The 23,156-nt window shown below is 36.3% G+C and carries 19 protein-coding genes, 4 tRNA genes and 2 pseudogenes; 17 read left to right on the top strand and 8 right to left on the bottom strand.

The features are described from left to right. Positions 1-67: 67 nt before the first annotated feature. Entirely contained in the window at positions 68-928 is an 861-nt protein-coding gene (locus R2H34_RS12285; RefSeq protein ID WP_004956064.1) for a lytic transglycosylase domain-containing protein, read from the bottom strand. A 492-nt stretch (positions 929-1,420) separates the two neighbouring features. Here R2H34_RS12285 and ttcA point away from each other — a divergent pair, with 492 nt between their 5' ends. Both ttcA and R2H34_RS12275 read left to right on the top strand, forming a co-directional pair. Continuing rightward, positions 1,421-2,326, top strand: a complete 906-nt coding sequence (gene ttcA / locus R2H34_RS12280) for a tRNA 2-thiocytidine(32) synthetase TtcA (RefSeq protein ID WP_318342277.1) — start codon at positions 1,421-1,423, stop codon at positions 2,324-2,326. 197 nt (positions 2,327-2,523) lie between these two features. Next, entirely contained in the window at positions 2,524-2,907 is a 384-nt protein-coding gene (locus tag R2H34_RS12275; RefSeq protein ID WP_004676693.1) for an SCP2 sterol-binding domain-containing protein, read from the top strand. A gap of 54 nt (positions 2,908-2,961) precedes the next feature. Here R2H34_RS12275 and R2H34_RS12270 read toward each other — a convergent pair whose 3' ends face one another. Next, positions 2,962-4,071, bottom strand: coding sequence for a transglycosylase SLT domain-containing protein (locus R2H34_RS12270; RefSeq protein ID WP_004908222.1), 1,110 nt, complete (start codon positions 4,069-4,071; stop codon positions 2,962-2,964). Between the two features lie 371 nt (positions 4,072-4,442). On the opposite strand from R2H34_RS12270, the gene greB reads away from it, so the two are divergent. The 3 genes from greB to R2H34_RS12255 all read left to right on the top strand — a co-directional run bounded on the left by greB (position 4,443) and on the right by R2H34_RS12255 (position 6,909). Next, a complete protein-coding gene (gene greB, locus R2H34_RS12265) occupies positions 4,443-4,931 on the top strand; it encodes a transcription elongation factor GreB (RefSeq protein WP_075696719.1) in 489 nt (162 codons plus the stop codon). A 96-nt stretch (positions 4,932-5,027) separates the two neighbouring features. Continuing rightward, positions 5,028-5,117 (top strand) — tRNA-Ser (locus tag R2H34_RS12260). 493 nt (positions 5,118-5,610) lie between these two features. Further along, complete coding sequence (locus R2H34_RS12255) at positions 5,611-6,909, top strand: dicarboxylate/amino acid:cation symporter (RefSeq protein ID WP_318342276.1); 1,299 nt, start codon at positions 5,611-5,613, stop codon at positions 6,907-6,909. A gap of 124 nt (positions 6,910-7,033) precedes the next feature. On the opposite strand, the pseudogene R2H34_RS12250 reads toward R2H34_RS12255, so the two are convergent. Then, a pseudogene (locus R2H34_RS12250) lies at positions 7,034-7,922 on the bottom strand (LysR family transcriptional regulator). Between the two features lie 135 nt (positions 7,923-8,057). On the opposite strand from R2H34_RS12250, the gene R2H34_RS12245 reads away from it, so the two are divergent. From R2H34_RS12245 to R2H34_RS12235, 3 genes are all read left to right on the top strand, one after another. Then, a complete protein-coding gene (locus R2H34_RS12245; RefSeq protein WP_282896710.1) occupies positions 8,058-9,473 on the top strand; it encodes an aspartate ammonia-lyase in 1,416 nt (471 codons plus the stop codon). Between the two features lie 385 nt (positions 9,474-9,858). Beyond that, positions 9,859-10,485, top strand: a complete 627-nt coding sequence (locus R2H34_RS12240) for a MarC family protein (protein ID WP_282896711.1) — start codon at positions 9,859-9,861, stop codon at positions 10,483-10,485. A gap of 200 nt (positions 10,486-10,685) precedes the next feature. Beyond that, positions 10,686-11,207, top strand: coding sequence for an acyl-CoA thioesterase (locus R2H34_RS12235; RefSeq protein WP_004912784.1), 522 nt, complete (start codon positions 10,686-10,688; stop codon positions 11,205-11,207). A gap of 120 nt (positions 11,208-11,327) precedes the next feature. Here R2H34_RS12235 and R2H34_RS12230 read toward each other — a convergent pair whose 3' ends face one another. Together R2H34_RS12230 and R2H34_RS17965 are read right to left on the bottom strand one after the other, a co-directional pair. Beyond that, positions 11,328-11,540, bottom strand: coding sequence for a hypothetical protein (locus R2H34_RS12230; protein ID WP_042893615.1), 213 nt, complete (start codon positions 11,538-11,540; stop codon positions 11,328-11,330). A 389-nt stretch (positions 11,541-11,929) separates the two neighbouring features. Further along, positions 11,930-12,750 (bottom strand): IS5 family transposase gene (locus R2H34_RS17965; RefSeq protein ID WP_373868795.1). Its coding sequence is split into 2 segments (ribosomal slippage): positions 11,930-12,360 and positions 12,360-12,750, totalling 822 coding nucleotides; the frame shifts between segments, so codons are not numbered across the junction. 190 nt (positions 12,751-12,940) lie between these two features. Here R2H34_RS17965 and R2H34_RS12215 point away from each other — a divergent pair. The 7 genes and pseudogenes from R2H34_RS12215 to pgaD all read left to right on the top strand — a co-directional run bounded on the left by R2H34_RS12215 (position 12,941) and on the right by pgaD (position 19,649). Continuing rightward, positions 12,941-13,942, top strand: a complete 1,002-nt coding sequence (locus tag R2H34_RS12215) for a CobW family GTP-binding protein (RefSeq protein WP_042893617.1) — start codon at positions 12,941-12,943, stop codon at positions 13,940-13,942. 80 nt (positions 13,943-14,022) lie between these two features. Next, positions 14,023-14,553: a YaeQ family protein gene (locus R2H34_RS12210; RefSeq protein ID WP_125297992.1), complete on the top strand. Its 531-nt coding sequence runs from the start codon at positions 14,023-14,025 to the stop codon at positions 14,551-14,553. Positions 14,554-14,585: 32 nt separating this feature from the next. After that, entirely contained in the window at positions 14,586-14,927 is a 342-nt protein-coding gene (locus R2H34_RS12205; protein ID WP_004912770.1) for an FKBP-type peptidyl-prolyl cis-trans isomerase, read from the top strand. Positions 14,928-15,315: 388 nt separating this feature from the next. Next, positions 15,316-15,710, top strand: a pseudogene (locus R2H34_RS12200) (hypothetical protein). A gap of 222 nt (positions 15,711-15,932) precedes the next feature. Beyond that, positions 15,933-17,930 carry a poly-beta-1,6-N-acetyl-D-glucosamine N-deacetylase PgaB gene (gene pgaB, locus R2H34_RS12195; protein ID WP_004912761.1) on the top strand — a complete coding sequence of 666 codons (1,998 nt, stop codon included), beginning with the start codon at positions 15,933-15,935 and terminating at the stop codon, positions 17,928-17,930. Positions 17,931-17,943: 13 nt separating this feature from the next. After that, positions 17,944-19,200: a poly-beta-1,6-N-acetyl-D-glucosamine synthase gene (gene pgaC / locus R2H34_RS12190; RefSeq protein ID WP_004912758.1), complete on the top strand. Its 1,257-nt coding sequence runs from the start codon at positions 17,944-17,946 to the stop codon at positions 19,198-19,200. 32 nt (positions 19,201-19,232) lie between these two features. After that, positions 19,233-19,649, top strand: a complete 417-nt coding sequence (gene pgaD, locus R2H34_RS12185; protein ID WP_004912754.1) for a poly-beta-1,6-N-acetyl-D-glucosamine biosynthesis protein PgaD — start codon at positions 19,233-19,235, stop codon at positions 19,647-19,649. Positions 19,650-19,783: 134 nt separating this feature from the next. On the opposite strand, the gene R2H34_RS12180 is transcribed toward pgaD, so the two are convergent. Next, a tRNA-Leu gene (locus R2H34_RS12180) sits at positions 19,784-19,869 on the bottom strand. Between the two features lie 208 nt (positions 19,870-20,077). Between R2H34_RS12180 and R2H34_RS12175 the strand changes: the two genes are divergently transcribed. Next, the gene (locus R2H34_RS12175; protein ID WP_282896740.1) at positions 20,078-21,838 is read left to right on the top strand and encodes an alkaline phosphatase D family protein; all 1,761 of its coding nucleotides are present in this window, start codon (positions 20,078-20,080) and stop codon (positions 21,836-21,838) included. A gap of 120 nt (positions 21,839-21,958) precedes the next feature. Here the strand turns inward: R2H34_RS12175 and R2H34_RS12170 are convergent. Together R2H34_RS12170 and R2H34_RS12165 are read right to left on the bottom strand one after the other, a co-directional pair. Then, positions 21,959-22,044: transfer RNA gene (locus tag R2H34_RS12170), tRNA-Leu, on the bottom strand. Between the two features lie 8 nt (positions 22,045-22,052). Beyond that, positions 22,053-22,126 (bottom strand) — tRNA-Cys (locus tag R2H34_RS12165). 152 nt (positions 22,127-22,278) lie between these two features. Between R2H34_RS12165 and folD the strand changes: the two genes are divergently transcribed. After that, a complete protein-coding gene (folD, locus tag R2H34_RS12160) occupies positions 22,279-23,127 on the top strand; it encodes a bifunctional methylenetetrahydrofolate dehydrogenase/methenyltetrahydrofolate cyclohydrolase FolD (protein WP_125297986.1) in 849 nt (282 codons plus the stop codon). Positions 23,128-23,156: the final 29 nt, after the last annotated feature.

Below are 23,156 nucleotides of genomic sequence, written 5' to 3'. Positions count from 1 at the left end.
CACTTAGCGAGTGAGAAAGTTATAAAATCAACACTAAAATCATAGTGTGAGAATATAGGCTAAACGATCATTCGCTAATATTTATTCGGGCTGATGCAGTTGCATTTGCTGTAGTATATGTACCTGATGGTGCATCAGTAAAAGTACCATCAGCTAGGGTAATGATTTGTCGATTATATTGTTTTGGTGGAGGACTCGGTTCGCTTCGTGGTGGAGTAGTGTAGTTCGCAGACTGAGCTAGTACTTGTCCACTTTGAGCAGACGATGAGTTACTCATGCCTAGACCAGAAGCATATAAGTTTTGATAACGACTGGTTACTCGACGGACATAATCTTGAGTTTCTCTAAATGGAGGAATTCCACCATATTTATCAACATTACCTTCACCAGCATTATAGGCTGCAAGTGCAAGTTGAGTATTTCCATTAAATCTTCGTAGTAACCAACTCAGGTATTTTGCGCCAGCATATATGTTTTGTTGAGGGTCATATGCATTACTTACATTAAAACGTCGAGCCGTTGCTGGCATGAGTTGCATTAAACCTTGAGCGCCAACAGGAGAACGTGCGTTGATATTAAATCCTGATTCAGTATGCATCACGGCTTTGATTAATCCTTCTGCAACTCCATGTTGTTGAGCTGCTTGTCGAATTATTTGATCAAATGCATTTTTATTACGACTATAGCTAGGAAGTACTGAAGCTTCACTCGCACCCCAGTTGCTATAACTGTGAATATTACTGTCAGGATAATAAGTGGCTTTTACCACTTTGAGATGGCTATATTCTGCCTTTTTCTTATTGGTGAGAAGTGTAGTGCCGTTAGTATCTTTGAACTGATAAATGGTCTGACCAGCATATATTGCTGAGCAGCTCATTAAACCGACTGTCCCCAACCAAAGGGCGAAAAAATAATTTTTACTATCCATCGTTATAATATTCGTAAAAAAGCATAATTTCTTCACAGCAGTTTAACAAAAAAAATCATAAAAAGAACTTTTGCTACAATTTTTTTAATTTTGACTGTCTGACAAAAATCAAGTCCTTTTGTGCGAATGTTCATCAAAAAAAATTAAATATTTTTTTTGAAAACGAAAACTTGACATATGTAAGTAATTGATTTTAATTGCTAAAAAGTGTTGGTTAAAAAATGATCAATTTGATCGGAAGCCTTATTTTCAGATAAAAGCAGTTTGTCAATAGCGAAGAAATCCACAATTTTATCCACAGGTTTTGTGGAAAACTGTGGAAAAGTTTGAAATATAAGCAATCTAGCTAAATCTGATCAAATTTGATGCAGGTTTTGTCAGTATCCTTTTTGAATATGACGAATGAAAGAAATTGAAAAATTCTTTTGGTGCGCAAATTTTCGGAATCGGATAAAATCTCGCGGTATTTTTGTTTATGGGTAAATCACGTCTATGTACGCGCCAGTGGAGTCCAACCAAGGATTTAATTTCAAGCCAGAACTTCCGACAAGTTCGGCGTATTATCGCCTGTTGAAAAAACTTCGTCGCCAAGTTGGGCATGCAATTCGTGATTACAACATGATCGAAGATGGCGATAAGGTAATGGTATGTGTGTCTGGAGGTAAAGACAGTTATACATTGCTTGATATCTTGTTGCAGTTTAAGCGCATTGCACCGATCAATTTTGATATCGTGGCTGTGAATCTTGACCAAAAGCAACCTGGTTTCCCAGAAGACGTGCTACCACGCTATATGGAAGAAAATAACATTCCATATTATATCCTTGAGAAGGATACCTATACGATTACTAAGCGTTTAACGCCAGAAGGTAAAACTTATTGCGCCGTTTGCTCTCGTTTACGTCGTGGTTCACTCTATGGTTTTGCTCAAGAAATTGGCGCGACTAAAGTTGCATTAGGACATCACCGTGATGACATCATGGCGACATTCTTTTTGAACTTATTCCATGGCGGCAGTTTAAAAGCGATGCCACCAAAATTATTGTCTTCAGATAAAAAGAACATTCTGATTCGTCCATTGGCATATGTTGAAGAAAAAGACATCATCAAATATGCAGAGTTAAGAAAGTTCCCGATTATTCCGTGTAATCTTTGCGGTTCGCAAGAAAATCTACAGCGTGCGATCATCAATGACATGCTACGTGAATGGGATAAACAATATCCGAAACGTTTACATAGTATTTTTGGGGCATTACAGAATGTTTCTCCATCACAACTAGCGGACCGTGAATTATTTGATTTCGAGGCATTGGATAGTCAACGTGAGTTTCATATGAAAGATCCAGAAGAAATGAAAAATCGTCTCGATGTAGTGAATTTGAGTTTTGCTGCAGAGTAAAATGTAAAAGTTTTTTAAAAGGCACTTTGATAAGTGCCTTTTCTTTATAAATTTTTTAAAAATTGAATATCGCGTACAAAAAATCATAGCCTAAAATAAAAATTACATGCTATAACAGGGCACGAGCAAAAAGCTTCATGTGATGTCGTCTGGATAGATGGCACAAGAAACTGAACAAATACATTTGAGGAATAATCATGGCTGCATTTTTAACTGATGATTGGTTTGCAACTGTTGAAAAACTTACTGCTGAAGCAGGTGATTTAAATTTACCACCAGCACTTGCAAACTTAGCGATTAACTTGGTTGTAACAGATGCAGCTGGAAATACAGAGTTAGCTTTAGACGCTGGTAAAATCCAAAAGGGTTTATCTCCAAATGCTAAAACAACTTTAAATATGGATGCAGAGACTCTACGTAAAGTGTTCTTAGAGTTTGATATGGCAGCTGCTATGCAAGCATTCATGACAGGTAAAATTAAAGTGCAAGGCGACATGTCTCAATTGATGGCATTACAAACTGCTAAGCCTAGCCAAGAACAAAAAGATTTATTCAAAAAGGTTCTTGAACAAACTGCATAAGTTTATTCATAAAAAAAGCTTACCGTTGGTAAGCTTTTTTTTGCTCTGAGCATTTTAAACTTCGATACGATTACTCGTTTTTAGATGCTCTAGATATGTACGGATTCGGGTGACGTACTGTAATGCTTGCTTGTAACGACCATTACGCGCTTGATTACGCTGTAAATAGTCATATAGGTTTACCCATTGATTTGGGTTCTTACCTTGAGCCTTAATACGTTTTTGAATCTGATTTACTGCACCTGGCCCCATATTGTATGCAACCAGCGCATACCAGTTACGATCTGGATAGGGAACATTCTCATATTGATCTAACATAAGATCATAATACTTAGCACCGCCTTGAATGCTTTGTATTGGATCCGTACGGTTAGTTACACCCATTGCTTGCGCTGTGCTGCTCGTCAGCATCATCAAACCACGAACACCCGTGGGAGACACCGAAGTGGGTTTTAAATATGATTCTTGATAACCAATTGCAGCTAATAAATGCCAATCTAAATTATATTTCGCAGCACTTTGTTTAAAGCTTGCCTTATAGATTGGAAGACGCTGATTGAGGTCTTTTTGAATCGTTGACCAAGATTCAGGTTTAACGACATTACGATTATAAAAAGAGGCTAATTGCTGAGTTGTTCCTGACTGTTTGCTTTGGCAAACAAAACCACTCGCAGTTAAAGTCAATGGATCGTCAGCTTGTTTAAACACCCAGTTTAATTGAGGGTTTAAACCATTTTTACTCAAAGTTGCTTGATCGCCACAACTTGCAGAAAAGGAAACAAGCTGTTTACTTTCAATCGTTGCAAGATTTGCTGTGGTCATTGCAAGATTTGCTTTGCCTTGAGCAATCCACTTTAAAGCAGTGGCATTGTCAGGAACTGTCTTAAAATCTAACTTCACGTTGAGACTTTGTGCGTAGTTTCGAGCTAAATCGTAACCGAAACCATGTAAAAATTCGCCGTCTTTAAAAACTGTGGTTGGATTTTCAACTGCAACCACGGTTAAAACTTTTGTCGTTACGACTGTGTTGTATTGATGAGATTTCTCAGCATTCAAGCTATTAAAAGGAAGGATTGCGAATCCTAAAGCTAAAGCTTGAAATGGACGTTTAGAAGATAAAGAGTTAAGGCTAGGCCTAGACCCAGAACTTGAATTACTGTGCATGTTGTCTCCGCTACAGATAATTTATGCCCTAAAAGCTCAGAAAACAAAAACTTCGCTTTTAAAAGTTGATAAATTCGATAAGGGGTGGGCAAGTCATGAACGTCATTCAAAATGACATTGGGTTGATCGGATATTTAATAAATGTTTCACAACATTTACAAAATGTATAAAAAGTAAACAAAAACTAACTTAGGGGCGCATATTAAGGGTCAAAAAACTGATTGTCAAATTTTGTACAGTAAAAAAATGAGAAATACATCACAACCGTCTGATTTGAAAAAGAATAAAATTTATACACTTTGGTGATGATCAAATAAGGAATACAATGCTAAATCTTGTAAATGGAATGTTGTAATAGCGTATTTTTATCTATGAAATCGAATTTAATTACTCGTACAGGACATGATTTATTGGTTGCCGAGTTGAAAAAGCTTTGGCATGACGAGCGACCTGAGATCACTAAAAAAGTAAATTGGGCAGCAAGTTTAGGCGATCGTTCGGAAAATGCTGATTATCAGTATAATAAACAATTGCTTAGGAAAATTGATCGCAGAGTTAGATATTTAGGAAAGCGTTTAGAAGAATTAAAAATCGTAGATTATGTCCCTGAGCAAGAAGGAAAAGTTTACTTTGGGGCTTGGGTTGAGATAGAAAATGATGCTGGTGAGCAAAAAACCTTACGTATCGTCGGTGTCGATGAAATATATGATCATCATCCACAACATATATCCATTGAATCACCAATGGCTTGTGCTTTATTGAGTAAACAAGTGGACGACGAGGTTGAGGTCATCACTCCTTTAGGGAAAAAACTTTGGTATATCAACTCAATTCGCTATGAAAAATCTCAAAATCAATAAATTTATAAGCTGTTGATTTTATTTTGAGCGTTCAGTGCATTATTTTGAATAAAAGATTTGCCAAGTTGAATTTTTATTTATATGATAGCCGCCATTGGAAGCGTGGCAGAGCGGTTTAATGCACCGGTCTTGAAAACCGACGAGGGTGTGAGTCCTCCGTGAGTTCGAATCTCACCGCTTCCGCCAAATACTTAAAAAGCCTCTGTTTATACAGAGGCTTTTTTATTTCTATAAGAAAATTTTAAACATCTATTTATTATTTAAATTTTTTATGGAATCTAAAGTGGATAGATTTTGTGAAAAAGAATACTGATGTTAATGCATTCACCCAAGCAAATTTCATACTAAATTGATTGTTTGATAAATTAAGAGAATTGTTATCTAAAATAAAAATAAATTTAGTATGCTAAAAAACAAGAAAAATCTTTGCTGATAGGATTGCATAACTATTATCTATGTTTTGTACTGCTTTAAAAATCATGCATTTTTTGCATGAAATATTTAATTTTTGCATTATCGTTTTTAAAAGAAAAAAGTGACACTTGCCTGTGCTTATTGTTGAGTCGAAAGTTCTGCTGTATGGCTGAAAAATTTTGACTGAGTCAACATGGATTATCACCAAGGTTTGATGTGTATTGATCACATTGGTGTAAAGAAGGATAGGGAAGGAATAATTATTATGAACCAAAAAAGGTTGCTCAAATATATTCTCATCGCAATGATATCGGGAATATTAGTTGGTTGGGCATGTCATAGCTCAGTAAGTACAGCACAAGCAACGGATATTGCATCTTATTTTAAGATTGTCACGGATGTCTTTCTTCGATTGATTAAGATGATTATTGCTCCATTAGTCTTTGCAACGATTGTTTCAGGATTAATTTCGATGGGTAAATCATCCTCTTTAGGATCGATTACAGTCAAAGCCATGAGTTGGTTTATTGGCGCTTCATTTATTTCACTATTGCTAGGTATGGGACTTGCGAATTATTTCCAACCGGGTGTGGGAATGAATCTCGTTATACCAAAGGAAGCTGTAGATGTGGGTGTAAGTGCATCAAGCTTAAGTCTTCAAACATTTATTACGCATATCTTCCCGCGTAGTTTCGCTGAGGCAATGGCGAATAATGAAATTCTTCAAATTTTAGTTTTTTCGATATTTCTTGGTTCGGCTTTAGCTTTTGTCCAACATCAATCTGGGGCTACCGTCATTGGGCGCATTATTGATGAACTATGTCGTGTGATGTTCCGTATCACGGATTACGTGATGGCTGCTGCGCCAATCGCTGTTTTCGCGGCAATTGCATCTGCAATCACAGTTCAGGGTCCGAAGCTGATCTTAGAATATAGTATTTTTATCGGGCAGTTCTATGTGGGGCTGTTGATCTTATGGATGATCCTGATTTCTTTTGGTTATATTTTCTTGGAGAAAGATGTTTTTAGATTGGTCAAAGCTGTACGTGAACCGACAATTTTAGCTTTTGCTACGGCAAGTAGTGAATCTGCTTATCCTAAGACAATGGAAGCGTTGAATAAGTTTGGTGTACCCAAACGGATTACCAGTTTTGTGTTACCACTTGGTTATTCATTTAACCTAGATGGTTCAATGATGTATATGTCTTTTGCAGTACTCTTTATTGCACAAGCTTACAATATTGATCTAAGCTTTACTCAACAAGTTTTAATTCTATTAACGTTAATGATCACCAGTAAAGGAATAGCCGGTGTTTCAAGGGCTTCAATTGTTGTGATTGCATCTACTTTAGTGATGTTTAAATTGCCTGAGGCTGGAATTTTATTGATCCTTGCGGTTGATCAATTTTTGGATATGGGCAGAACTGCAACAAATGTCATAGGCAACAGTATTGCTACAGCTGTGATTGCTAGAACTGAAGTGGGCAATGAGGAAGTCGATGAGGTTGAGGAAGTGGTTGTTGATTCAATTGTGCCAGTGAGTCGTTTAGCAGATAACACCTAACTTTTGAAACCAGTAAAAAGATTGGATGACAAGTAAATTTATAAACTAAAATGATTGTTTAATATCTTTGAATCTGATTTTAGATCATCGGTATTAAGCAATCTTTTTTATTTCATAATTATTATTATTTGAATTCTTGTGAGGTTAAAAAATCCCAAATATAGTTTATTCTTTTGGAGAGTACGATTTTTCTTCTGATGATATAAACGTCTTGATATGTGTGAAAATTAATTGGTTCAACGATTTTAAGTTTATTTTCTGCAATCTTTTTCAACAAGAAGCTTTGGTAGCCAAGCAATTCCTAAACCTTGTAAAACGAGTTCTTTTAAATCGCTTGCATTATCAGTTTCATATAATATTCGATAGTTTAGTTGATTTTCTATAATATCATCGACACATTTTCTCAGATAAGCCTGTTTGCTATATGATAACAACGGAAATAATTCATTAAATGAATATTTTGGTTGGTTATTATAAAGGGCGGTGACAGGCAAAATTTCCACTTTCACGATTTTGTGGAAAAGAAAAAGTGAAAAATCCATTTGAGCTAAAGTTTTCTGGTCACAATAACAAATCAAGAAATCGCAAGAACCATCTGTGAGCAAGCGCATGCCTTGTTTGAGGTTTGCTGCAATAATTTCTAATTTTAAATCACTCAGATCTTCTGAAAGCTCATGAATAAAACGCGGGAAAAACTGCGTAATGAGCGAATGCGAAACAGCGAATTTTGTATTTAGTTCATTGTTTTTAATATTTTTTTCTAAATAGGTAATTGTGCTTGAAAGTTGGTTGTGAATGTTTTTAGCAGTAGCTAATAAAATTTGTCCAGCTTCAGTGAAATCAATATTTTTACTTTCTCGATCGAGGATTGGGAAACCCAAAGCATTTTCAATATTTTGTAGTCTACGTGAGAAGGCAGACTGAGTTACATGCCTGATCTCTGCTGCTTGGGAGATTGACTTTTCCTGTTCTAATGCAAGTAAATCTTCAATCCATCGAATTTCCAAGGTCATAAATTATCCTTAATGCATGCTCATACACTATTATAATCTATTATGCAAAAAATGCATGTAGTAATATTTTTTTACATTAGAAAAAACACACACAGTCTTTTAACATAAAAATATAGTCGTACAGGATTTATTAAAATGAACATTAAGATTAATACGCGGACTGAAAAAGATTTATTGGGTTTTAAAGAAATTTCTTCGAATTGTTATTATGGTGTACAAACTTTAAGAGCAATCGAGAATTTTAATTTAAGCCAAAGTAAATTAAGCCAGTTTCCAAACTTTATTAAAGCATTGGCAATGGTTAAGTCTGCGTGTGCTTATTCAAATCTTAAATTAAATAAAATTGATGAAAATAAGAACAAAGCAATTCAATATGCATGCCAGCAGATTTTAAATAACCAATATCATGACCAATTTATGGTGGATATGATCCAAGGTGGTGCTGGAACCTCAACCAATATGAATATAAATGAGGTTGTGGCAAATATTGGATTGGAATATCTAGGTCATACTAAGGGTGAATATCAATACTTACATCCTAACAATGATGTGAATATGTCTCAGTCGACCAACGATGTATATCCTACTGCAATCAAAATAGGTTTAATTGCGGCAATCGAACAATTAAATGTACCTTTTAATCATCTAATTGCGAGTTTTAGAGCAAAATCTGAAGAGTTTTCGGATATTTTGAAAATGGGTAGAACTCAGTTACAAGATGCTGTGCCGATGACATTAGGGCAAGAATTTGGGGCTTTTGCTGCTACATTACAAAATGATTTAGATAAATTAAATCAGATCATGCCCGATGCTTTGAGTGTTGTAAATCTAGGTGGTACCGCGATAGGTACAGGCATCAATACTGAAGTGAAGTATCGTGAATATGCTATTGAAGCTTTGTCAGAAATTACGGGTCGTAAGATTAGCAGTTCACCTGATTTAATCGAAGCCACATCAGATATGGGTGATTTTGTTTTATTGTCGAGTTTCCTAAAACGTACAGCGACGAAGCTTTCAAAAATCGCCAATGATTTGCGTCTATTATCGAGTGGTCCACGTGCTGGTTTAAGTGAAATTTATCTTGAGCCACGTCAGCCTGGAAGTTCAATCATGCCAGGTAAAGTGAATCCTGTAATTCCAGAGGCAATGAATTTAATTTGTTTCCAAGTGATTGCAAATGATTTGGCTGTCACTTTAGCTGCTGAGGCAGGGCAGTTGCAGCTTAATGCGATGGAACCATTGATTGCATTCAAACTATTTGAATCAATTGATTTGCTAGGAAAAGCAATGCAAATGTTCCAACTTAAATGTATTGATACGATTCGTGCTAATGCGGAACTTTGTCAGTCACAAGTTGAAAATTCGATTGGTATTATTACAGCATTAAATCCATTTTTAGGTTATGAAACCACGACACGTATTGCTAAACAAGCAAATGAATCTGGCCAAAGTGTGCTGAGTTTAATTAAAGCTGAAAATCTAATTTCTGATGAGGTTTTGGCAGATATTTTAGCTGTAAAAAATATGGTACATCCAAAGCAATCAGTCTGACTTTTAAAGACTTGATGTAAATTTGTTCGACCCAAGAAAGCTTGTGACAGCTTTCTTGGGTTATTGATCTTCAAAACGATATAGCTCTAAACCTCTCTGAAAAAATAAGAAATAAAATCGTATTTTTACATTTTCAATACTACTCCTATACATGTGGAGCCAAGCAGAATGATTCTTGCTATGTAAAATATGAAAAATTAATTAATTTTTATAGTTTTGCTCGTAGTTTACAAAATTTTAGCGTTGAAGTTGACATTGAATCCTTGTGTAAACGTTCAAACCATATTTGGAAATAGATGATCTTTTTAATCATTCCAATTTGAAATTTTGATCCATCTATTGAGTTTATCCAAGTCTAAAACCGAAGCTGATTTAGAGACTTTTTATGTTTTCTCCCTACATCCATGCATTTGCATTGTTTTTTTCATTACTGAATCCATTCCTTATGAGTGTTTATATGATTGGTATGATCCGTAATACGGATGCTAAAGTTTTTAGCAAAGCATTGATTCAAGGATGTTTAATCGCATTTATTGTCTTTATTTTATTTGCTTTGGGTGGTGAAAGTATTTTTAGCCGTTATTTGAATGTTCGATTTGAATCATTTCAAATTTTCGGTGGTCTCATATTTTTAGTCATCGGTTATCGTTACGTTTTCCAAGGTGCAGAAACAATTGGTGAGATGAGAGGTGCACCTGAACATCTAGCTGGAACAATAGCTATGCCATTTATGATTGGACCAGGAACCATAAGTGCTGCAGTAGTCACAGGGATTAGTGTTCCATTTTCAGGTGCAGTTGCAGTCATTGCGATTACGTTGATGTTAACGTGTAGTATTTTGATTCTGATGAAATTTGCACACGATCATTTACGCTATAAACATGCAAAATATATTGATCGTTATTTTGACATTGTAGGGCGTTTGTCGGCTCTGCTGATTGGCACAATCGCTGTTGATATGATAGTCAATGGGATTATGGGGCTGATCGAAAGTGCTAATATTATTAAATAGAAGTATATATGGTATTTAAAATATAAATACCAAATGAACAATTTTCTCATTACTATCCGAAAATTGGTGCGATGTAATCATTTTGAAATATTCATCGTAATTTATATAAATATATTTGATGGTATTTTGAGCTAATTTGCATATGTTTAATTGTCTGAATAAAGGATAATAGTCGCGTAGCATATTTACGAGTTTTACTCATGTCTCCTTTAGATCAATTAAACCAAGCTCCCGATGATCAATCTGAATTAACGATGTCAGTGCTTATGACACCTGATATGGCAAATTTTTCAGGCAATGTTCATGGTGGAGCAATTTTAAAGTTACTTGATCAAGTCGCATACGCCTGCGCTAGTCGTTATTCAGGTAGTTATGTTGTGACTTTATCTGTGGATAAGGTCAATTTCAAAGAACCTATTTATGTAGGAGAGCTGGTTACCTTTTTAGCAAGTGTGAATCATGTTGGTCGTACATCTATGGAGATTGGTATTCGAGTGGAAGCTCAAAATATCCAAAAAAGAACGATTCGTCATACCAACACATGCTACTTCACGATGGTAGCAGTAGATGAACAACGTCAGCCAAAAGCAGTTCCAGCATTAAATTTAGATACAGATTGGAAGCGTTGTCGTTTTGAAGCAGCTGAATTACGCAAAATTCATCGTTTAGAAGAAGTGCAACAACCATCATGCAGCATTTTCAAAAAATCTTCTCAATGCTAATAGCTTAATTCTCTGATTTAAAAAAGAACGAACCGCAGCATGGTTCGTTCTTTTGCATTAATAACAACATTTGATTGTTATTAATGTGGTCTAAAGGTCTGGAGGAAGCTTGAGATCAGTTTAGTTTGTAGCAGCAGGTGCAGATGCAGGTGTTTCACTCGCAGTTGCATCAGTTGTTGCTTGACCTTGAGTTTCTGGCTGTTCTTGAGTTGAGACAACAACTTTCTCTTCTGTTTCATGCGCAGCATGTGATTGATCATGTGCTGTAGCAGCAAAGGTTGTTGCAGCAGCAAGTGTAAGCGTAGTAGCTAACAAAGTCTTAATAAGTTTCATAATTGGCATCCTTAAATTCAATTTTTAAAAGCCGCTATCAAGTTTACTGAACAAGCAGAGCCTGATTTCGACATGGGTTCATGCTAAGTGCCAAAATTATTTACAGCAATATTCTTAACAATGTTTTACGCCTAGCTTAACAATGTGAAATAATAATTAATGTTATGTTGCAGACATGTAAAACAAAACGCCAAAATGAATCATTAAAATGTGTGCAAATATGTTTTTTTGATTAAAAATAGAACAGGTGAATTACGAACGGGAAACATAAACTCGGATTTATATAAAATCTGTTGATTGTATAAAACGATTATATTTTTTAATTTATTTTCTTTATTTGATTTAATATGGTGATTTTGTCTTGGAAAATAATAGACCTCTTGCAAAAATCATTTTTCAACCAACTCCATGTTGTAAATTGCAGCAATTAAATTCAGACGTAAACCCATGCGTTTACGCCTATTTCGATAACGTGTAGCCAGAATTCTAAAGGTCTTTAATTTTCCATTGACGTGTTCAATTCGAATACGACGTTTACTAATTTCCCGATTTATTTGCTTCTGTAATAAAGTTAACGGCTTCTTTTTACTTGCCTTGAATGGCATCAGGCATTTTATCCCCAAACGATTTAAACCTAAATAACCTTTATCAATCAGCATAAAGGCTTGATATCTCTGCTTTTTACGTTGAGCCTTAAACAACTGGAAATCATGTGTACTCCCATGTGTAAGACCTAATGAAATAATCTGCATCGTTTCATAATGAATGATGAGTTGAGCTTTGATCGTATGTCGTTTTTTCTTACCGCTGTAGAATCTTTTCTGTTTTTTTTTGGACGCTCAATTGTCATTTCAGTTGCATCGACAATAACAACATTCCAATCTATCCCTGCACCATGCGGTAGTTTCTTAGGTAAATGAAATTTATCAGATTTTATTAAAATATTTTCTATTTTATGAATAATTCTGGACGCAGTTGATTCGTGGATTCCATAACTCATAGCAACATGAAAGAGCGTGCGATATTCACGCCAATAACTTAGCGTCATTAACAGTTGGTCTTCAAGTGAAAGACTCGAAGGCCTACCTCGTTGAGTATTGACTTGGCTTGACTCTAATACTTCAAGCATTTCTAAAAAGGTTGAGGGTTGTATTCCAATCAGTCGTTTAAACTGACTATTTGATAGCATCTTTACTTTTTCATATTTCATGTACTCATGATAGTAGAACATGACTTTTTAATGTGGATAAAAAACAAACAAAACGTTGATCGTTTTTTGATTTTTGCAAGAAGTCTAATAATTATGTGACTTAAGTCTCAACTGGTGGTTTTTAATAAATTGCTTCATTTTCAGTTTTCTTTCTCGATACAATAGGCTTAACACTTAGATTGAGATTGTCGTGAAACTCATTAGCCGTAAAGCTGTACCCACTCATATTATTTCTGGTTTTCTCGGTGCTGGTAAAACCACATTACTCCAGTATTTATTGACTCAAAAACCTGAACATGAGACTTGGGCTGTTTTAATGAATGAATTTGGGCAAATTGGTGTGGATCAGCAGCTTATTACTCAACAGCAAGGCTATACAGTTAAAGAATTATTAGGTGGATGTTTATGCTGTAGTAGTCAGCTTCCTATGCAGATTGCACTTTCACGACTCTTAAGTGAAACACAACCAGATCGTTTGTTTATTGAGCCGACAGGTTTAGGGCATCCTGCCCAATTGCTTGAGCAACTTACAGAACTGCACTGGCAACGAAGTTTAGATATGCGCGCGTTGGTCATTGTTGTTGATGGAAGTCGATTACATGATGAAAATTGGGTCAGACAGAACTTATATACAGATCAACTTAAAGCTGCACAAATTGTTGTAATTTCACATGCTGATTGCATGACGGATAGTGATCAACAGATTTATTTTGAACTAAAAAAAGAATTTCAGGCTTATGTGCAGGATTGGATTGAAGCTGAACATGGCCACGTCCAACTCGAAGTGATTGATAAAGCACAGCGACGTGTTTTACGTAAAATTCAACCATTATTAAAATTACAACAGCATCAAACGCTAGATGAAAATGTCAGCGCAGTGAAACAACTACCGTACCATTATGTTGAGTCATCACAAGGCTATACCGTTGCAGGATGGAAATTGCCTAAACGTTGGATGTTTAATTTTAATGAGCTTTTAGATTTGTTTTGTGCACAACAGGATTGGGTGCGTATAAAAGGTATTTTTAATACAGATCAAGGTTGGAAAAGTTTCAATTTTAATCCTGAGCAATTTAATTACAAGTCAACTGAAGCAGGGCTAGATAATCGAATTGAAATTATTACGCAGGCATCACATGACTGGTTTAAGTTTGAATCGGAGTTGTTAGATTGCCAGCTAAAAGATGAATGATTCATCGTCATAACGGTCAAATGGCATCTTTATTTTTTCAAAATAGAGTATGCTTAGCGCCAAATTTGAGGATGTATTCTATGGCTCTAAAAGCAACGATATATAAGGCAGATTTGAATATTGCCAATATGGATGAGCATATTTATGCTGATTATCAACTTACACTTGCGCTGCATCCGTCTGAAACAATTGAACGACTCATGGTTCGTGTGCTCGCTTACGCGCGTTTCGCTGACGAGCGTTTAGAATTCACAAAAGATCTGTTTGAAACTGACGAACCTGCTTTATGGCAAAAGGATCTAACAGGGCTTTTGGAAAAGTGGATCGAAGTAGGTTGTCCAGCAGAAGATAAAGTCAAAAAAGCAAGTGCTCGTTGCAAGCAAGTCGCAGTTGTTGCATATGGTTCGCAAGTAGATGATTGGTGGAAACGTAATAGTAAAATCAAAACTTTAACGAATGTCGAAGTTTGGCAGCTAGATGATAAAACAACCTGTGAACTAGAGCAGTTGTGTGAAAGAACGATGCAGTTACAGCTGAATATTTTAGATGGTGAGTGGACTTTGTTGAGCGATAAAGGTCAAGTCGATATTAAATGGCAAAAATTGCAATAATTGGCTTGAACGATATTAGGAGATAATTTGAGATGATAACTGAATTAGAAATTATTGATTTAAAAATTGGTGAAGGTAAAGAAGCGGTTAAAGGTGCGCTTATTACCACTCACTACACGGGATGGTTAGAAGATGGTACTAAATTCGATTCTTCAATTGACCGTGGAAATTACTTTGAAACCGTGATTGGCACAGGTCGTGTAATCAAAGGTTGGGATCAAGGTATCATGGGAATGCGCGTGGGTGGAAAGCGTAAGCTGATTGTTCCTTCACACTTGGCATATGGTGAAAGAAAAATGGGAAAAATAATTCCTGCACATTCAAACTTGATATTTGAGATCGAATTATTTGATGTCAAAACACGTGATGAATAATTAAAAAAATATGTTGATAGAAATCACAATTTAATCTTAATTTATGATTTTATTGTGATTTTTATATTTCATACAAAAACAATACAAATAATATTATAGAAATAAAAATAAGCATATGATTTATATAACTTTTATTTAAATGAGTTTTTTAATAATTTCTGCTTAAAGTTATTGATTCTATAGACAGTTCTGTATATCTTTGAGTTAAAAGAGCAGTGTTTTGTGAATCAAACTTTTTTCATAAAATGTGAATTAAGTTTAACTTTTGGAAAAATTGATTAAACTGGATAATCATTAGGCAAACTAGCTTATTGATGTAATTGGCTAAATATAAAAATATTTCACTTGTATGAACCAAGTGATAAAAATTGAGTGAGTAGAGGTGGGTATGAATGACTATTTTGATATTACCGCGTCTGAGCTATTAAAAGAGCTAAATAATTTTTCATGATTGATACGTATGATGGCTCGGAAAATGGTTTTTGGGCAAATTCTAAAGCATTGACGGATAAACATTACTGGATGGATGGAGACAACAAAGTTGAAATCATTCGAGAGTTGAGTTCTTCTAATCCTCATGCAGAATGTAATTATAAAATTACATTACTTTCACCTGAGGAAGGTAATGTGGTTCTTCTTGATTATGATGGATTCAATAAAAAGATTTTAACTTTCCGTCGTGGTGATTGGGTCAACCGTCTTTATCGTTACTTTTATCATAAAGAGCGCTGCTACTTACAAGACCGTGCAGAACATCCAAATTTCCAACTTATTCAATACTAATGTGGATACATTGATAAAGATTGCCTCGACTATCTAAGATGATCGAGGCAAATTTTTTGTGGGTTTAAAATAACAATTTATTTTTAAGATTATTTTCAGTTTAAAAAATTATAACTACAATCCTCATATTACCCGACAAACTCAACCATCCAATTGTCGATAAGATGAAATCCTTCTGCATATCTCTGTACTGATTTTTCTTTATTATTGAGAATATTCTCCATGTCTACTCCTTCAAGATCGCCAGCTTTAAAATGCTTTTTAGGGCTCGTGGTTGGTATGTTATGCAACACGGCAACTTTCGCAGCCAACCCCAAAATTGATGCTACTACCTTGACGGTGATTGGTTATCATGAGATTACCGATGAAAAAGATGCCCTGATACCAAGCTATGCGGTAACAACGCAGCAATTTAGTGAGCATATCCAATGGTTAAAGAAAAATGGTTACCATTTTATTAATTTAGATCAACTTATTAAGGCTCATCAAGGCAAGTATAGATTACCCAAAAAACCTGTTTTATTAACAGTAGATGATGGTTATCAGTCTTTCTACCAAAATGCTTATCCAATTATTCGTAAAAATAAAATTCCAGTCTTACTTGCAGTGGTGGGTTCTTGGTTAGAGCCATCCAATCTTGAAAAAGTCGATTTCGGTGGTGAGTCGATTGATAGAAATAAAATCTTAAGTTGGAGTGAACTTAAAGAAATGCAGAGTTCGGGTTTAGTGGAAATTGCTAGCCACAGTTATCATCTGCACGAAGGAGTCAATGCAAATCCACAAGGTAATTTAGAACCTGCTGCAATTTCTCGAATTTATGATTCCAAAAATCAAAGTTATGAAAGCGATTCAGCTTACCAGCAACGTATTTATCAAGATTTAAAAAAGAATAATGATTTACTACAGGCACATGGATTGCGATCACCACGAGTTATGGTATGGCCATATGGTCGATACAATATGCAGCTAGTGCAAACAGCAAAACAACTTGGTATGCCGATCACCATTACTTTGGATGATGGTGCAGATCATGCCAAACAGTCCTTGCAGAATATGAGTCGTATATTAATACAAGGTAATATGTCGATAAATGCTTTGGCACAAGAAATCAAAAATAGAGAATTGAATTTAAATGACAATAATCGACCGCAAAAAATTATGCATGTCGATCTTGATTACATTTATGATCCCAACCCTCAACAAGAAGAACGCAACTTAAGCCATTTGCTTGATCGTATTAATGGTATGGGCGTGAATACAGTTTATTTGCAAGCGTTCTCTGATCCTGATGCCAATGGTTCAGCAGATATGGTGTATTTTCCAAATCGTCATATACCAATGCGGGCTGATCTATTTAATCATGTAGCTTGGCAAATTCAAACGCGTACCTCAGTGCAACGACTTTATGCATGGATGCCAATGTTGGCTTGGGAACTACCAAAGACTAATCCTGTTGCAAATGAGCTGGTTCAAACAGAGCAGGCCAAAGCGGGTGAACATTTAAACATGGGCTATATACGTCTGAGCCCATTCTCGCCAAAAGCTCGACAAACGATCAAAGAAATTTACCAAGATTTAGCTAAATCGACACCATTTGATGGTCTGCTATTTCATGATGATGTGACCTTATCTGATTATGAAGATGCTAGTCCTCAGGCTTTGGCTGCTTATGCGCAACAAGGCTTAACAACCGACTTAGCTAAAATTCGGAATAATGATGCTGATTTGCAGAAGTGGACTGCATACAAAACTCAATATCTTGATGATTTTGCAATGGAATTAGCAAATGAAGTGCGACAATACCAACCTTATTTAATGACTGCTCGGAATCTATATGCTCAAGTTGCATTAAATGCTTATGCAGAAAACTGGTATGCACAATCACTAGAACAATCTTTAAATCGTTATGATTTCACTGCGATTATGGCAATGCCATATATGGAAAAGGTAGACCAACCTGAACAGTTCTATAGCAACATTCTAAACCGTCTTAAAAAATATCCAAATGGTATTAAAAAGTCAGTGATGGAATTACAAGCCGTGAACTGGCGAAACGATCAAAAAATACCATCTGAAGAGATGGCTGCGACAATCAAATCATTATATCAACAGGGTGCAATGCACATTGCTTACTATCCAGATGATCCGATTAAAGATCACCCTGATGTAAAGCAAATGCATGATGCTTTTGCACAGAAATCATCACAACTAGTGCCTTAATTGAGTATATGAAATGACTGAAATTGCAGCCTTATGGTCATATGCCATTAAGTTCGTATTCTATTATCCGTTATTCATGTCTTATTTATGGATGATGGGGGCAATTCTATTTTATTGGAAAGAACGCCAAGACCCACCTTATCAACAGCCAAAAAGTTTAGAGCTTTACCCAAAAGTTGCAGTACTTATTCCTTGTTTTAATGAAGGTGATAATGCTGAAGAAACCATTAGCCATGCTTTACAGCTGGATTATCCGAACTTTGAAGTGATTGCGATTAATGATGGTAGTTCAGACAATACGGGAGAAGTACTTGATCGTCTCGCAAGTCAATATGAAAAATTGCGTGTTGTACATCTAGCTCAAAATCAAGGCAAGGCAATGGGATTGCAGGCGGGTAGCTTGATGACTGATGCTGAGTTTTTGATTGGCATTGATGGTGATGCTTTGCTTGATCCTCATGCAGCTAAATGGATGATGCGACATTTTCTAGAGGATGAAACGGTTGCAGCGGTCACAGGAAATCCACGTATAAGAACACGATCAACCTTGCTTGGTCGAATTCAAGTGGGTGAATTCTCATCTATCGTTGGAATGATTAAAAGAGCACAGCGCACGTTTGGTCGATTATTTACGGTATCGGGGGTGATTACGGCATTTCGTAAAAGTGCCGTACATCAAGTCGATTATTGGTCTCCAAATATGTTGACTGAAGATATTGATATTACTTGGAAGCTTCAAAGAGCAGGCTGGGATGTACGTTTTGAACCGAATGCTTTGGTGTGGATTTTGATGCCAGAAACCTTTAATGGTTTGTGGAAGCAGCGTTTACGGTGGGCGATGGGCGGGGCACAGGTCTTAATCAAGAATTTGGACGTCTTCTTGAAACCCAAACTTAACTTCTTATGGCCATTAATGCTTGAATTATGCTTGACCTTGGTATGGTCATATTTGATGCTAATTATGGCTGTCATATGGCTATTACATTTTTTTATTACACTCCCAAGTCTCGCTATTGTAAGTTCGCCATTTTTGCCTTACGGAAGTGGGATTTTATTAGGGGCAACCTGTTTAATTCAGTTTGCTTTAAGCAAATGGATGGATAGTCGTTATGAACCAAACTTGGGTAAAAATTACTACTGGATGATTTGGTATCCCTTTGTATTTTGGTTAATTACGATTATTGCTACAATCGTCGCCTTTCCAAAAGTACTGCTTCGTGGACAGGAAAAACGTGCACGTTGGATTAGTCCTGATCGTGGTATTCGTTAAGTTGTAAGTCTAATCTTACAGAGTATAGTGAAATGAAAGTAAATAGCTTGATTATTGATTTACGTCGCCAACTCCCATGGCATAAACGCTATTTTTCGACCACAACAACAGCGATGATGTGGGCAGGCTGGTTATTATTATGGCGTCCATTCCTTTTAGTTTGGGTATTGATTGAAATTCAGAAAACCCATCTAGCACAGCGTTTAATGTCAGGATTTAGTAATGGTATTGAACATGGTGTAATCGCATTAATTTTTTGTGCTGTCATACTCATGTTATGGGGTTTATTGCCTTCTAAATCAGTGAGTGAAAGGCAAACTGTTGAAAAGCGAATCTCGGATTATGCTCGCTATTTTGAACTATCAGAACAAGAAATATCTTCTGGTCGTCAGCAAAAGATCACAATCGTTCACCACGATGAGAATGGTAAAATCATCCGAGTGGAATAACATTCAATTCTAATAGATTTATTAGATACCTTAGTTTCGACTGAGGTATTTTTTTTTATTTTATAAATTTCAGGCATAAAAAAAACAGCTTACGCTGGATTTTTTTACTGCACCAAACTTCAGTAGTTGAAGGATGGTGCCCGAGGCCAGACTCGAACTGGCACGCTTTGTGGGCGGGGGATTTTAAATCCCCTGTGTCTACCGATTTCACCACTCGGGCATGTGCGCAATAATAGTGGAGGCTTTAAATCTTGGCAAGAGTAAAATCAACTATTTGCTTTATTTTCAATCAAAACATGTTTTTAACCTATAAAAAATAATCATGTGCTATGTATTTTTCATAGTTCTTTCACAAAATTGAGATCATTTGTTCATATTAGCTGATTAGGTTTAAGCATTTAAGGTGATAAAAATAAGGTAGTACTTAAATGACTGTAAATATTTCACGACGGGAACTCATTCAAAAAAGTTTATTCGGTTTGGGTGCATTATCACTCACAGTGGGAATGACAGGTTGTAATGATAGTTCAGATAATGAAACTTCTAGTTTAAAGGTGAGTTTTGAACATGGTGTTGCGAGTGGTGATCCGTTGCAAGATCGCGTTATTTTATGGACACGTTTAACACCAAATGAAACCAGTGCACGTTTACAAGTGACATGGGAGCTTGCATTAGATCAACAGTTTAAACAAATCATTAAAACAGACAAAGTGACTACATCAGCATCACAAGATTTTACGGTGAAAGTGGATGCAACGGGACTTCGGGCTGATACAAGTTATTATTATCGGTTTATTTTTGGAAATAAGATTTCTCCAATAGGGCAGACTAAAACGTTACCCCTAAGCACATCTAAAGTTAGTTTTGCGGTATGTTCATGCTCAAATTATCCAGCGGGATATTTTTATGTATATCGTGAAATTGCAAAGCAAAATGTAGATGTGGTGATTCATTTAGGTGACTATATTTATGAGTATGGTGCTGATGGATATGCCACTGAAGATGCTGCAAAACTTGGTCGTACTTTAGCGGCAGATAACAATAAAGAAATTATTAAATTAGATGATTACCGAAAGCGATATGCACTATATCGAAAAGATCAGGACTTACAAGCTGCACATCAACGTCATCCATTTATCGTGATTTGGGATGACCATGAGTTGACGAATGATACTTGGAAAAATGGTGCTGAAAATCATCAAGAAAATGAAGGTTCGTTCCTTGAGCGTAAGTTGGCCGCCTTACAGGCATATTTTGAATGGATGCCAATTCGTCCTGTAGATGATCAGCATGTAAAGATTTATCGCCAATTCGATTTTGGTAATCTTGTTCAATTGACTATGTTGGATACCCGTATTATTGCTCGAGATCAACAATTAGATTATGCAAATTATTTAACTGCGACGGGCATAGACGTTGCAAAGTTTCAAGCTGATCTTACTAGTCCAACGCGTACTTTGATGGGGTTTGAACAACGTGATTGGTTATTAGGCAAATTACAGCAATCAAATGCAACTTGGAATGTTTTGGGACAGCAAATTTTAATGTCTAAAATGTTTATTCCTGCTGAGTTGTTACTTTCTTTGGCTGAAATAACTTCAGGCAATCCAACAGCTGAAACACTCACAAAAATGAATACGCAAATTACTGAACTGGTAACGCTAAAAGTTCGACTACAAAATAATGATCCAACACTTACTCAACAAGAGAAAGCGCGTGTACTTACGACTGCACCGTATAATTTAGACGCTTGGGATGGTTATTTCACTGAACGCGAGATTTTGTATGGCACATTAGCGCAGTTGAAAAAGAAAATCGTGGTCTTGGCGGGTGATACACACAATGCTTGGTCTTCAAATTTATACAGTAAAGATGGGGTATTCGTTGGAGTAGAGTTAGCTACCAGTTCAGTATCTTCACCAGGATTGGAAAAATACCTCAACATTCCTTTGGCACAATTGCAACAATTTGAATTTGCATTCAAGACTCTAATTGATGAATTGAATTATTGTAATTTGAATCAACGTGGTTATTTGGTGGTTGAATTTGATCAGTTACAGGTACAGTCGAAGTGGATTTTTGTTGATTCTATTAAGCAAGCAAACTATTCCGTTGATGAAAGTCGACAGCACCAACTTAATTTAGATGTCAATTTATTGCCCATTCAGACAGCTCAGCAAGTTGCATAATTTTTAAATCAAAAAAGCCAAGTATCTAAAGCTTGGCTTTTTATAAAACATCAAATTTTAGACATAAAAAAACCAGCTTACGCTGGATTTTTACTGCACCAAACTTCAGTAGTTGAAGGATGGTGCCCGAGGCCAGACTCGAACTGGCACGCTTTGTGGGCGGGGGATTTTAAATCCCCTGTGTCTACCGATTTCACCACTCGGGCTTTACCAATGGAGGCGGAGGTCGGAATCGAACCGGCGTACACGGAGTTGCAGTCCGCTGCATGACCACTCTGCCACCCCGCCATCTCTTGGTGATGCACATATTAGCAATCTTTAAAAAAAAAACAATAGTGTTTGCGGTGAATATGCACATAAAAACAACATCTAAAAGAATATTGGCTAAATTATCATGTATTATTTGCATTATTGATTCATACCCACTTTGGAGATGCGCTGTGGCATTGGTTTTAGACGGTCGTGCATTGGCAACACAAATCGAAGCTGATTTGTTGGTACGTGTAGAAGCATTAAAAGCAAAATCGGGTCGTACCCCAATTTTGGCAACAATTTTAGTTGGTGATGATGGTGCATCTGCAACTTATGTGCGTATGAAAGGAAATGCTTGCCGCCGTGTAGGCATGGATTCTCTAAAGGTTGAACTGCCAAAAGAAACGACAACTGAACAATTACTTGCTGAAATTGAAAAATTAAATGCAAATCCTGATGTTCACGGTATTTTGCTTCAACATCCAGTACCTGAACAAATTGATGAAAGAGCATGTTTCGATGCGATTTCACTCGAAAAAGATGTGGATGGTGTGACTTGTCTTGGTTTTGGTCGTATGTCAATGGGCGAAGCCGCGTATGGTTCAGCAACTCCAGCGGGTATCATGACGATTTTAAAAGAAAACAAGATTGAAATTGCAGGTAAGCATGCCGTTGTTGTTGGTCGTTCAGCAATTTTAGGTAAACCAATGGCAATGATGCTATTACAAGCCAATGCTACCGTGACGATTTGTCATTCACGTACTCAAAACCTTCCTGAGTTAGTGAAGCAAGCCGATATTATTGTGGGTGCAGTAGGTAAGGCTGAATTAATTCAGAAAGATTGGATTAAACAAGGTGCTGTTGTCGTTGATGCTGGTTTTCATCCACGTGATGGCGGTGGTGTGGGTGATATCCAATTAGTGGGTATTGAAGATGTTACATCAGCTTATACACCAGTCCCAGGTGGTGTAGGACCTATGACGATCACGACCTTGATTCGTCAAACAGTTGAAGCTGCTGAAAAAGCTTTAGGTTAAATATCCACTTTAAGCCCTTCTAAATAGAG

Source organism: Acinetobacter sp. 16, assembly GCF_033439925.1.
Lineage (GTDB): Bacteria > Pseudomonadota > Gammaproteobacteria > Pseudomonadales > Moraxellaceae > Acinetobacter > Acinetobacter junii.
This window is presented reverse-complemented; position numbering and strand designations above follow the sequence as displayed.